We start from the raw sequence: 12622 nt of genomic DNA on the forward strand, positions 1-12622 counted from the left end.
ATGTAATAATATCTGTTTTTAGCGCTTATCCCTGTCTATCATCTCAAGACAAAGAGTGCCGATGATTATAGCTACAGCCCCTATAAGTAAGAGAATGCCCCAGCATTTAAGAATATTTGATATGGTTCCCGCATAAAGATCCTTTTGCATGGAACGTGCGGACAGGACATCCATCTTGTAACGTATATCGGTTCTTTGAATATAATCCACGATGGATTGTATCTCGGGGACACTTCTGAACTGATATATGGCAGAAAACAGAGCATGGGATGTCAGCTGATTATAATCCGCGACAGAACAAATAGCTATGGTTCCCCAATGGCTTAAGGTGATCATCTCAATGTATTGTGCAGGTCCTGAACTGAAGGAGAATATGACTCCCGCAAATACAAGCTGTATGATGAGCATGAAAGGCATGACGGTCATAGCTGCTGTGGTGGTTTTTACAATGCAGGAAATCATGAGAGCCATCATATCCGCACTGTAGGTTATGATCCACAGAGTGATACCGAAATCCAGAGTGAAATTTCCCGTCACTATGCTTTCTTTCGGGAATGCTATCCCGTACCACTTGTAGATCGCAATGGAAATGACTACCTGCGTAAGACACATTATGGCCTGGTAAATCATGTGGGCACCTATATATGCCGTGATATGAAGGCCGGCTCTGTGCTCTCTTTTTATGATGGCACGTTCTCTGCAGACCACCTGAATGGAATTGAAGAAACCGTTCCATATACATACGCAGACTATGGCAAATGCTCCGGACTGAAGTCTCTCCATGTTTGTGAAGAGATTTTTTCCCATAACAAATGCTACAAGAAGTGCAATGGCCGCAGACAGAGGCAATCCCTTCCAGCCACGCTCATTGATGAAAATTCTGAAGAGCTTTCCGAGATATATATGAATTTGTCTGAGTCTTCCGGTGTGATGTCTGGTCATAATATCATCAGCCATTAGCATTTGCCTCACTTCTGTACTTTGCGAATTTCTCGATGTAAAGGTCTGCCTGACCTTCGCCGCCCTCTCCTTCACTGTTTATGGCGAGAATTATCTCTTCCATGGTGTTCTTTCCAAAGAATTCCCTTGCTTCCGCCACAGTTCCGTAGAATGCAAGCTGTCCTGTCTGCTGACTGTTTTTGGCCAGAACTATGACCTTGTCAAACAGATCAACCACACGATCCGGGGTATGAGTTATGACCATGACTATCTTATTCTGATCCGCTATATGTCTCAGCTGCTTCATGAGATCTCTTGCCATGACGCCGTCGAGACCGGAATCCGGCTCGTCAAGTATGAACAGGCTTGGATCGGCCACAAACTCTATAGCTATGGACAAACGCTTGCGTTGTCCGCCGGAAAGCTTTTCCACAAGTTCTCCTTTGACAGTATCAAGGCCGAAAAGCTCGAGAGTATTCTGGACTCTTTCCTTCCGGGCGTTGACACTGGCATAATTCGGCATACGCATCTCCGCAGCATTGGACAAAGTCATGACGACCGTATCTTCGCCCCTTAGAAGATCCTGCTGAGGAACCATGCCAATCTTGTATTTCATCTTGTCATAATCATCATATACATCGATGTCGCCCTGCTTGATGTCGGCTTTGGCCTTTTCGTAGCCCGTGACAGCGTTAATAAATGTTGTTTTGCCGGCTCCCGAACCTCCGAGTATCAGAACCATATTGCCGGGCTCCACTGTCAGACTGATGTCTTTCAAAAGAATATGTTTTTTGAAAATGTTTCGAACCGAACGTTCCTGTATGTTTATGGTCAGATTGTTGTTGGTGAAGGTCTCCTGATTGTAAGCTATATAATCTCCGACAAAAACAAAATGCGTTGAGCCAATGTTTATGACATCGTAAAGATTAAGAACTTTGGTACCGGTGATGGCATTCTGATTGACGAGAACCGTTCCTGAAGTGTCTGCGTCCTCAAGCTGCCAGTGCCCTTCTGTGAATCTTATGATGGCATGATGAGTCACCTCGCCCGTCGTATCCAGAGGTCCGATCGAAGCCTTGTCAACATTATCCTCGCTCAGATGACTGTAAATGTGATATACAGACTGCTCTTTATCAAGCTGGATACGCTTCCACGCGATATCCCCCTTGAATTTCACGATAAATATAAAGATAAGGATGTCGTCATCCTTTTTAATTCTTATGACGTCACCATCATTTAGTATCCTGTCCCGGTCAGGAGGTATTTCTTCATCATTGATAGTTGTGACATTCTCATCGGTCAGATTCTTATAATGCCAGTCTCCCAGAGCATGAACTATTCTGCTCTGGGTTTTGGATAAGATTGAGTATTCCAATGCGAGTTTGGCATCATTTTTAAAATTGAAAAAACTCTGTTTTCCGATCTCGATTTCGGTTTCAACCTTAAACTGTTCAGGATCTTTACCGATCTTTATCACAACAAGTTTTGCGGGTCCGACCAGATCACCCAAAATTCCCGACATCCTTGCCTCCATTGTGATGTACTGTTCTGATCAATATCCGGGTCCTAAGCATTATCGGACCGGGTATTATAAAGCATATTTTTTATAGAGCTCTGCATGTGCGTAAACAACATTCCAGGCCCCGGTTGTCTTTCCTGTTACAAGGATATAATGCTTTCCGCTTGCTCCTGTGAAATATGATACAGCGCAGTTGCCTGCCTTTGAAACATATCCTGTCTTTGCCATCACTGCCTGCCCGCCTGTTGACTGGGTGTCGATACGCTTAAGGAAGAGGTTTGAGAATGTTATACCTGTTGAACGCTTATTGTTCGGCTTTGTGGTGTATGTTCTTGTAGACAGAACCGCACTTGCATAAGGGTTTGCAGCTGCATACTTCATAACAAGTGCCATGTCCCTGGCAGTCGTATAGTGATTGTCATTATAGAGCCCTGTACAATTAGTATAGTGCGTTGTGGCGGAAATACCAAGCTCTTGAGCCTTCTGATTCATGAGATTTACGAACTGATCCTCTGAACCTGCTATATGGCGTACAAGTGCAAGTGCCGCATCTGCACCTGACGGAAGAATGAGGCCGTAAAGAAGATCCTGGACTGTAACTTTTTCACCTGCCTTGAAACCGCAGTTGGAGGCATCGTTAGCATAGACATAATCTACTATGTCCTGTGTTATCTCCACGGTCTCATTCAGATCAGTGATATGTTCGCACGCTACAAGCAGGGTCATGACCTTGGTCATGGAAGCCGGGTACATCTTTGCTTCACCATTCTTGTCCGCAACTACAAGGTTGGCATCGGAGTCAACAAGGATCGCGAAGTTTGCATTTACTTCCGGAGATGCTGTAAGGCTTGTTTTCAGAAAGCTTGTTGCAGATCCGGTATTCTGAAAATAATTGACTGTTGTTGAAGTGGTATTGGTTGAATCAGTCGAAGTTCCGGTGGTGCCTGTTGTTGATGCAGTTCCGGTTCCGACTGTTACTGTTACAGAAGACGCTCCGTTTGATGAGGCACTTGTGATAGCTGTTGACTGAGTGTCTGTCACAGCCTGGCCTGAGCCTGTAGGCTGAACTGAGACATTGGCTGAATCTGCTGATGTGCCTGTCGGAGCTGAGATGTCAACAGTGGTACCTGTTACGGTTGTGACACCGGCATCTGGTGAAACGTTTACTGAAGCAGTTGAAGCAGCTGCAGTTGTCTCTGTTACCGCAGTTGTTGATTCAATAGAGGGACCGCTTGAATAACTCTCCAATGAAGCAGAATTTCCTGTTTCGGAAACCACCACCGGTCCGTTATCGGAGATCTCCACTATGTTTGTCGCTGTATCTGCAAGTGTGACTGTAGAGACACTTACTGATGCCATAACTGCGATAAGAATTTCTGCGGCTGTCTTTTTGATATACTTTTTGTAGCTTTTCATAATTTTTAAAAGCTGTGAATAAGCCATAGGGCGATATTCACAGCTTATGTCCTCTCCTCATATTTTTAGCTATATATTAGCATGATGAGTCGATCAATACTTTACTAAATGTTTTCAATAATTTGTAGATTAACAGTGGCATGGGCTTTTAAAGTAAACGAATGCCTTCATCGATAATAGCGTTCATTTGAACCGGAATATCAATGCCTGGTTTTCGCGCGCGAATCGGATCTATGTCTGTTCTTTAAGCCGGAAATATAGGTACGTCTTGCATCTCTTCGTGCCTTATCATGAGAACTGCTACGGGATTTTGAATCCTGCATGTTTTTCCCTGTTTTATGGGTTCCTTGAGCATTGTCCGGCATCTTTCTAGGGCGAATGAGACATTCAGGACCAAAACCTATGAGATCTTCTCTATGCTCTTTCAGAAGAGCTTCTTTTACAAGATCATAGTTCTCAGGCTTTTTGTACTGGATAAGGGCTCTCTGCATCGCCTTTTCGTGAGGGTTCTTCGGTACATATACCTCTTCCATGGTGAGCGGGTTCAGGCCCGTATAGTACATGGTGGTGGACACGGTTCCCGGTGTGGGATAGAAATCTTGTACCTGCTCCGGAATGTATCCCATATCACGGATATACTCCGCAAGAGTGATGGCATCCTTAAGTCTTGAGCCGGGATGGCTGGACATAAGATAAGGTACGATGTACTGATTAAGTCCCAGTTCTTTATTGATTTTCTCGAATTCCTTTACAAAAGAGTTGTACACTGACACATTGGGCTTACCCATCTCTTTGAGAACATTGTCGGAAACATGCTCAGGTGCAACACGCATCTGTCCTGATACGTGATACTTGCAGATCTCCTTCAAAAATTCCTTATTGGAATCCGCCATGAGATAGTCGAAACGGAAACCGGAACGCACAAATACTTTCTTGACTCCGGGAAGTGAACGAACTTCACGAAGCATCTGCACATAGTCGGAATGGTCAACTTTCAGATTCTTGCAGGGCTCGGGCCATAGACATTTTTTATTTACACAGGCACCCTTGGTAAGCTGTTTTCCGCAGGCAGGGCCTCTGAACTCCGCAGTAGGGCCTCCAACGTCAAAGATATATCCCTTGAACTCAGGATCCTGAGTAATCTCCTTTGCCTCCTCCAGAACACTTTCATGAGAGCGGACCTGTACGATTCGGCCCTGATGCATGGTAAGTGCGCAGAAATTACATTCTCCGAAGCAGCCTCTTGCCTGGGTGATACTTTCCTTTATCTCTCCGAAGGCTGGAATACCGCCGTCTTTGTCGTAGATCGGATGCCATGCTCTCATGTAGGGCAGTGCATAAACATCATCCATCTCCAACTCGGTGAGAGGCAGAGCAGGAGGGTTCTGTACCACAAACATGGCATGATCATAACATTCGTAGATGCGCTTTGCGCTTATGGGATCAGTATTTCTGTATTGGATTGCAAAGCTTTCTGCATACTTACGTTTGTCGTTCTTGATCTCTTCAAAATCAGGAAGTCTCACAGCATCATATATCTCGTCCTCGGAACGTGTCTTGTAGACCGTACCCGGAATCCAGGTAATATCTTTGACCTGAAGTCCTGAGTTAAGGGCGTCAGCTATCTCAACGATACTGTGCTCTCCCATTCCGTAGGAGATAATGTCGGCACCACTGTCCAGAAGTACTGATCGGCGAATGCTGTCCGACCAGTAGTCGTAGTGAGCCAGTCTTCTGAGGCTGGCTTCGATACCGCCTATTATGACAGGAGTATGTTTATATGTTTTTCTAATGAGGTTACAGTAAACGGTCACTGCTCTGTCAGGACGTTTGCCCATGACTCCGCCGGGAGTATAAGCGTCTGTCTTACGATGCTTCTTGGCAACGGTATAATGATTTACCATGGAATCCATGTTTCCGGCAGATACAAGGAAGCCAAGACGCGGTTCACCGAACTCTGTTACAGAGTCCTTGTTGTTCCAGTCCGGCTGTGGAAGCATGGCAACCTTATAGCCGTGTGCCTCCAGAATTCTGGAAATGATGGCAGCACCGAAACTTGAATGATCGACGTATGCGTCGCCGCAAACATATACAAAGTCCGGCTGCTCCCAGCCTCTCTCCAACATATCTTCCTTGTTAATAGGTAAAAAGCTCATATATCCTCAATTCATATCTTAAAACTATATTGCGATGGGTTTTGCGCCGTCCTCTATAGGACAAACGTATCCGCAGGCTGTTCTCTTCTCGAATTCAGCTCTCGCTTCCTTAAGTATCTCAGGCTTTTCGTAAAGATCAACTGCAGCACAGGCAAGTACTTTTCCTGCCTGAAGAAGTGCCTTATGCCCGATGGACGAACCACCGCAGGAAACATTCTGCCAGCTGTGACCCGGTGCTCCGTTTACAAAACCTGCTACATGAATCTGTGCAGTCGGGGTCTCCCATGATACGTCTCCGACATCTGTGGAGCCTGCCTGGAATGCAGTACTGTGATACAGCGGGATCAGGAAGTTGTTTATTCCGCACTTTCCGTGCTCACTGTGCTCTTCTGTGAATTCACGGATCGTATCATCAAATTTTGATGCAAATCCGGGTGCAGTGTTCTCCGGGCAGGTGGAGCTCAGTGCCTTGGCAAAACTTATCTCTTCATCAGTATAGGTGGGAAGTCCGACCTCTTTGAAGTTTTCGAAAAGAACATTTTCGAGAGTGAAGTTTGGTACCAGATCTGCAGTTCCATCGATAAATGTACGTGTGAAGTTTGTTTCAGTCATAAGAGCAGCGCCCTCAGCTATTTTATCGACGCGTTTTAAAAGTTCAACACAGTTTCTTACTTTTCCTGCGCGAACCATATATAAAACCGTTGCATGTTCCTGAACCACGTTTGGTGAAACTCCGCCTGCATCTGTTATGGCATAATGTACACGACAGTCAGAAGTCATATGCTCTCTCAGATACTGGACACCGGTATTCATGAGTTCCACCGCATCGAGAGCTGATCTTCCGTGTTCCGGATCTCCTGCGGCATGGGCTGAAACACCATGGAAGTCATACATTATCTGAATGGTTGAGTTATTGGTTCCGGTTTTCACTTCGTTCACATCTTCAGGATGCCATGTGAGGGCCGCATCAAGGTCTTTCCATATGCCGTCTCTCGCCATGAATGCCTTTGCGGCACCCCCCTCTTCGCCCGGACATCCGAAGAAAATAACTGTTCCCTCATGACCTGAAGTCTCAAGATAATGCTTGATTCCGAAGGCTGCAGCAAGGGCTCCTGTGCCTAACATGTTGTGACCGCAGCCATGCCCCGGAGCTCCTGACTTAAGAGGTTTATGACTTAATGCCCCACGCTCCTGACTTAAGCCTGAAAGAGCGTCGTATTCACCGAGTATTCCGATGACAGGATGTCCGGAACCGAAAGTTCCCGTAAAAGCAGTCTCAATATCGTCAAAATTCTTTTCAACCCTAAATCCGTTCTCTTCCAATACCTTTTCATAAAGAGCGGCAGATCTGTACTCTTTCAGACTAAGTTCGGGATTTGCCCAGATTTCATCTGATAAGTTTGTGAAGATATCGCTGTTCTTTACTATATAGTCTATTATCTGTTGCTTTAATTCTGTCATTCTGTCCTGCTTTCCGGACACAAAGGTGTCCATGGTGTAAATGTTGATGCAACACATTGCACAGGAATGCGAGCATTTGTGTCCATCTTTGAACTGTAAAAATCCTTAAAAACTGCTGCGCTTTAAGCTATCTCCTGGAGCAACTCTGATTCCGACATGCTCCCAAGTGTTTTACGAAACAGACAAGTCAGAAAAGGTTTTATATTATGACGTGAGTGTCAAAAGTATTTACCACTCACTGATTAGCGCTAACGCACACATTCGTGTGCATAGAGCAGGAATCCTTACAGATTCCTTTGAAGCGCTCAAAGCCGCGTGGCTCCTTCGATTAAAAATCGAAGGCAGTTGTGCTGCTGAACACGAATAACTCACGTCCTTTTGCTATGCAAAACGACTATGTTATTCGTGTTCGGGCGGGTCATAAAGTCTCAAATCAACGTGCAAGCACGTGATTTGGTACTTTTGACCCTTACATCATATTATGCAATCTGACTAAGTGCCTGCTCGATGCCTTTTGCCAGCTGATCGGCGCAGGAAGTACCTTTGCCGCCGCAGACATTACCCTTTAAGATATCAACGGCCTTCTTTGCATCATATCCTTCAAGAAGCTTGCTTATGGCAAGAGTGTTTCCGGGGCAGCCACCGTGAAATCTGACATCCTTTAACTTTCCGTCCTCGATTCCGAATTCAATCTGACTTGCGCAAACACCTGCTGTTCTCATGCTGTACTTTACCATATTATCTCCTTTTTTTAATAATAGAAGTATGTTATTCGTATCTATAGTAAGTGTCAAATACTTTTGTAAGATCAAAGCGTGAATTTAATTGATGATAAAAATGACCTGCAGCTATTCATAATACAGAATAGCTGCAGGTCGTGTATTGATGCCTGGATCTATGATTTGAGTGCTATTTATGCTTCAAGCACCTTCCCGAGGAAATCCTTAAGTCTCGGATTCTTCGGATGATCAAATATCTGCTCTGGTGTGCCCTCTTCAATGATGTTTCCGTCTGCCATGAATACCACACGATTACCGACTTCGCGGGCGAAGCCCATTTCATGGGTAACGCATACCATGGTCATACCTGCCTTTGCAAGTTCCTTCATAACTTCAAGAACCTCGCCGACCATCTCAGGGTCCAGGGCGGACGTAGGCTCATCGAAAAGCATAACTTCCGGGTTCATGCAAAGCGCTCTGACGATGGCTACACGCTGCTTCTGTCCGCCGGAAAGCTGAACCGGATATGCCTTGGCTCTGTCCTTGAGACCTACGCGGTCAAGAAGTTCAAGAGCTTTCTTCTCCGCCTCGGCTTTGCCTACGTGCTTTACTATCTGAGGAGCCAGGGTCAGGTTTTCAAGTATGGTTTTATGCGGGAAAAGGTTGAAGTGCTGGAAAACCATTCCCATTCTCTCACGGAACTTATCAAGGTCGATCTTCTCATTTACGATATCCTGACCGTCGAAGATGATGCTTCCTTCAGTAGGTTCCTCCAAAAGGTTAAGGCTTCGTAAAAATGTTGACTTACCGGAGCCTGATGGTCCGATGACCACCATTACATCACCTTTGTTGATATCGATACTGACTCCGTCAAGAGCCTTGATCTTTCCGTAGTTATAATGCTTCTTTAAATCTCTTACCTTTATAAGAGCTGAATTATCGGTTGTCACTTTGACGCATCCTCCTCTCAACGTACTCGATTATCTTTGATGTCGGGAAGCACAGGCAGAAGTATAGGAATGTTGCCATGAGGAGAGGCTCTGCGATGATGAATGTCGCAGACTGAACGCTCTTAACATTAAACATGATATCCTGTACACCGATGGTATAGCAGACTGAGGACTCCTTGATGATGGTTACAAACTCATTGGCAACCGCAGGAAGGATGTTCTTAATGGCCTGAGGAAGGATGATATGGTACATGGTCTGAGCCTTACTCATACCGAGAGATCTGGCAGCTTCTGTCTGACCGTGATCCACCCCTTCGATTCCGCCTCGAATGACAGCACTCATATATCCGCCTGAGTTAAGTGCCAGAGCAACCGCTGCCGGGAAGAACCTCTCAAACTGGATAAATCCCAGGAATGTAAACTTGGGAAGTGTCACAAATCCGAATACGATATAGTAAACAAGGAATATCTGAACCAGCATGGGGGTACATCTTACAAACTGTACATAGCAGTTTGCGATGAGCTGCACCGGATTAAACTTTGCGATGAAATCATACTGCTTCTTCTTTTTGATGTCGTCGGTCTTGATCTTCTCAAGATGTCTGAATGGTCTCACATCGGACAAAAGCATAAGTGCAAGTCCGAAAGCTAAGAAGAATCCGAAGAAAACTGTGCACAGTGCCAGAAGGATTGTAACTATCAAACCCTGCTGGAACATGTTGCCATAGGTAAGTATCTTTCCTATATTGGCCCAACTGATGGTCATAAAATATTCCTGCCTTTCAAAATAATGAAACTTTGTTTTGAAACATCATAGCATATCATAGGGATAATGCTATGAAAACTTTAAAACGTGAAAAATCTCCGGGACTTAGCCCGGAGAAAAATATTCTCTCGATTAGATGATATATGCTTAAAGTATCACCATTGACTTTTTCGGGACCGGATATCACACGGATACCCTGTGGTCAAGATTAGTTTGCGGCTGCCTGACCGTTTGCATCAAGCTGACCCTCGTAAACATTGTCGGTATCTGATGCAAGCTCCTGAGCCTTTGTGATGTACTCATCCATTGATCCGTCTGAAAGAACCTGGTTAACAACCTCATTAACCTTAGGGAGGAGATCACTGCCCTTCTTTAATGCGATGGCTGAACCCTCGGTGTCATACTCAACATCCCAGGCAATCTCTAACTCAGGATAGTTCTTGATGTACTGCTCGGCAACAGCCTTCTCAATGAATGCGCCCTCAAGCTTTCCGGTAACAAGCTCTGAGATAATGTCTGTAACCTTTGCAAGACCGATAATGTTTGCATTTGGTGTATTGGTTTCTGCAAGACCCATCTGGATAGAACCTGTCTGAGCACCTACAGGAAGCTTATCAAATGCAGCATAGTCCTTATACTTGTCAGCGTCTGCCTTTCTGATAACGAAAGCCTGTCCGCCTGAGTAGTAAACGTCAGAGAAGTCGAAAGTCTGTGCACGCTCAGGGCTTGGTGAGAAACCTGAGATTCCGAGGTCAATGTTTCCGTTCTGAAGTTCCATGAGGATACCATCGAAATCCATAGGAACTACCTGAAGCTCAAGACCCATCTCGTCAGCAATCTTCTGTGCTAGATCAATATCAAAACCTGAAAGCTCAGGAGTTCCGTTATTCATGTGGTAGAACTCATAAGGAGCGAAATCAGGTGATGTTCCGATAGTAAGCTTTCCTGCTGAAACAGTTGTGTAAGTCTCTTCACCTGCTGCCTCGGTAGCTGCTGTTGTGTCGGCTGCAGCTGCTTCAGTTCCTGCTGCTTCAGTTCCTGCTGCTTCTGTTGCGGCTGTGGTAGCTGCAGCTGTTGTTTCAGGTGCCTTTGATGAACCGCATGCTGCAAGTGAAGCTGCCATAAATGCTGCTGTCATAAGTGCTGTAAGACTCTTCTTCATAATATCCTCCTCAGAATTAAGAGCGACTGCTCTTTAGAATCGATACTTCATGATGATGAAAGATTTCATCACCTATACATCTCGGGTCAAATGTAATGAAAGATAAGTATATATAGAAATAAAACTTATATCTCTTTTCTAAAATATAACCTCGTTCTGTATGTTTTATGATTATAGTCTGTTTATTTATAAAATCAAGTATTTTTATTCAAAAAGATGCAATAAATTTGAATAATATGCAAAAATGCCTGCATAAACAGCCGTCTCAAGCAAATTTATGCAGACATAAAAGTATATAAACATGTTTACAGGTTATTTTTATTTAACCGCTTTTCATATTCCTGTCGATACTTACTTATCTGTATCCGGCTGCCTTAACGGCTTTTATACTATTCTTTGAATCTTTGTCACCATATCTGTAGAATTTATTCAACATAATAAGATAGTTGGTTCCATCCTTAAACTCTGAGTAGAATATAGTGGATGCACACTGGACATCATAGTAGTCATTGGACAGCTTCATATAGTTTTCGGAGAAATGTTTATCTGTAGGATTTAACTTACAGCTTGAGTATTCCACTGCGTCCACATCACCGTAGAAATATCTGAAGTCCTCAAACAGGCTTGTATCAGAGTAGTCCGCTACGAAATCCTCGTCACTTCCCATATAGTCATAGTATTCTGCTGTTACATTTCTGACAGTGGCATAAGCTGCATCTCCATCGTAAACGTACAGGAAATCATCACCGTAATCTGCATAGAAGCTATCGGGGTATTTGATCAGTGCCCCCATGTTCTTTGATCGCATCTTCCAGATTCCGTCTCCGTCGTATGCGAAATCGACATCACCATAGTGAGGATTACCGTAGGATCTGTTCATCTTTTCACCTGAAGCATCAGCTTTAATCTCTGTTTCAGGAACGTATGGAGTCAGAAGATCTCCTTCATCGTCCAGGAGTCTGACCTTGCTGGCAATCTGCATGATCTGTGGATCCTTGCCATTTTCTGTAAGCTCAATGGTATTTCCGTCGACTTTGAAAGAACCGTCTGAGGTTATATCTCCGCTCTTAAGGTCGTGAATCTCATATTTTCCGTTGTCATATAAATCAAGATACATATTATCGTACTTTTCATACTTCCAGCAGCCCACTACGTCTTTAGCGGTGTAGCTTAGTTTTTCTCCTGACTCAATGGCCTTTACTATGTCCTTATTTGGTTCTTTATCGGATTTTTCCTCTATTTTGTCGATATCTCCCGAATGGTCTTCCGCATCCTCCTTAAGGGTTTCCTTTGTGAGTTCCTTTGCTATGTTGTCCTTCTTTGACGCTGACTCCTCTTCTTTCTGTTTTTCGGTCGTTGCTTCTGTTGCAGATTCTGTTTCCGACTCTGTTTTGGCTTCTGTCTCTGCCACAGTCTCCTCCATGGCGCCGGCTACGGGAACATCAGTAGCACCGCAGGCTGATATATTAACAGCAGCCATAACACCAAGCATACCGAACAGCATCGTTTTAAAACATTTTTTCATTACTTCCAC

Annotated in this window: 10 protein-coding genes; all 10 read right to left on the reverse strand. The window is 44.5% G+C overall.

Going from position 1 to position 12622, the window contains the following annotated elements; all coding sequences use genetic code 11:
• Positions 1–18: 18 nt before the first annotated feature.
• Positions 19–957 carry an ABC transporter permease gene (locus BM294_RS11150; protein ID WP_175494650.1) on the reverse strand — a complete coding sequence of 313 codons (939 nt, stop codon included), beginning with the start codon at positions 955–957 and terminating at the stop codon, positions 19–21.
• The gene (locus BM294_RS11155; protein WP_091208184.1) at positions 950–2461 is read right to left on the reverse strand and encodes an ATP-binding cassette domain-containing protein; all 1512 of its coding nucleotides are present in this window, start codon (positions 2459–2461) and stop codon (positions 950–952) included. Before BM294_RS11155 ends, BM294_RS11150 begins: the two co-directional genes overlap by 8 nt.
• A 66-nt stretch (positions 2462–2527) precedes the next feature.
• On the reverse strand, positions 2528–3874 hold the full coding sequence (locus BM294_RS11160; protein ID WP_175494651.1) for a D-alanyl-D-alanine carboxypeptidase family protein: 1347 nt from the start codon (positions 3872–3874) through the stop codon (positions 2528–2530).
• 200 nt (positions 3875–4074) lie between these two features.
• Complete coding sequence (locus BM294_RS11165; protein ID WP_091208190.1) at positions 4075–6030, reverse strand: YgiQ family radical SAM protein; 1956 nt, start codon at positions 6028–6030, stop codon at positions 4075–4077.
• Between the two features lie 24 nt (positions 6031–6054).
• The gene (locus BM294_RS11170; RefSeq protein WP_091208192.1) at positions 6055–7491 is read right to left on the reverse strand and encodes a M20 family metallopeptidase; all 1437 of its coding nucleotides are present in this window, start codon (positions 7489–7491) and stop codon (positions 6055–6057) included.
• A 479-nt stretch (positions 7492–7970) separates the two neighbouring features.
• Positions 7971–8228 (reverse strand): TIGR03905 family TSCPD domain-containing protein, encoded by a 258-nt coding sequence (locus tag BM294_RS11175; RefSeq protein WP_091208195.1) that lies wholly within the window; start codon positions 8226–8228, stop codon positions 7971–7973.
• A gap of 176 nt (positions 8229–8404) precedes the next feature.
• Positions 8405–9160: an amino acid ABC transporter ATP-binding protein gene (locus BM294_RS11180; protein WP_091208197.1), complete on the reverse strand. Its 756-nt coding sequence runs from the start codon at positions 9158–9160 to the stop codon at positions 8405–8407.
• Positions 9147–9926, reverse strand: a complete 780-nt coding sequence (locus tag BM294_RS11185; RefSeq protein WP_091208200.1) for an amino acid ABC transporter permease — start codon at positions 9924–9926, stop codon at positions 9147–9149. Before BM294_RS11185 ends, BM294_RS11180 begins: the two co-directional genes overlap by 14 nt.
• Positions 9927–10134: 208 nt before the next feature.
• Positions 10135–11088, reverse strand: a complete 954-nt coding sequence (locus BM294_RS11190; protein ID WP_242944518.1) for a transporter substrate-binding domain-containing protein — start codon at positions 11086–11088, stop codon at positions 10135–10137.
• Between the two features lie 355 nt (positions 11089–11443).
• Positions 11444–12613, reverse strand: a complete 1170-nt coding sequence (locus tag BM294_RS11195; protein ID WP_091208202.1) for a hypothetical protein — start codon at positions 12611–12613, stop codon at positions 11444–11446.
• Between the last annotated feature and the right edge of the window lie 9 nt (positions 12614–12622).

The sequence above is a fragment of the Oribacterium sp. WCC10 genome (assembly GCF_900113415.1).
GTDB lineage: Bacteria > Bacillota > Clostridia > Lachnospirales > Lachnospiraceae > Oribacterium.

Coding starts and splice junctions, on each gene's coding strand:
- BM294_RS11175 (WP_091208195.1), bottom strand. CDS start 8,228: ATGGTAAAGTACAGCATGAGAACAGCAGGTGTTTGCGCAAGTCAGATT.
- BM294_RS11150 (WP_175494650.1), bottom strand. CDS start 957: ATGGCTGATGATATTATGACCAGACATCACACCGGAAGACTCAGACAA.
- BM294_RS11155 (WP_091208184.1), bottom strand. CDS start 2,461: ATGTCGGGAATTTTGGGTGATCTGGTCGGACCCGCAAAACTTGTTGTG.
- BM294_RS11160 (WP_175494651.1), bottom strand. CDS start 3,874: ATGAAAAGCTACAAAAAGTATATCAAAAAGACAGCCGCAGAAATTCTT.
- BM294_RS11185 (WP_091208200.1), bottom strand. CDS start 9,926: ATGACCATCAGTTGGGCCAATATAGGAAAGATACTTACCTATGGCAAC.
- BM294_RS11170 (WP_091208192.1), bottom strand. CDS start 7,491: ATGACAGAATTAAAGCAACAGATAATAGACTATATAGTAAAGAACAGC.
- BM294_RS11195 (WP_091208202.1), bottom strand. CDS start 12,613: ATGAAAAAATGTTTTAAAACGATGCTGTTCGGTATGCTTGGTGTTATG.
- BM294_RS11165 (WP_091208190.1), bottom strand. CDS start 6,030: ATGAGCTTTTTACCTATTAACAAGGAAGATATGTTGGAGAGAGGCTGG.
- BM294_RS11190 (WP_242944518.1), bottom strand. CDS start 11,088: ATGAAGAAGAGTCTTACAGCACTTATGACAGCAGCATTTATGGCAGCT.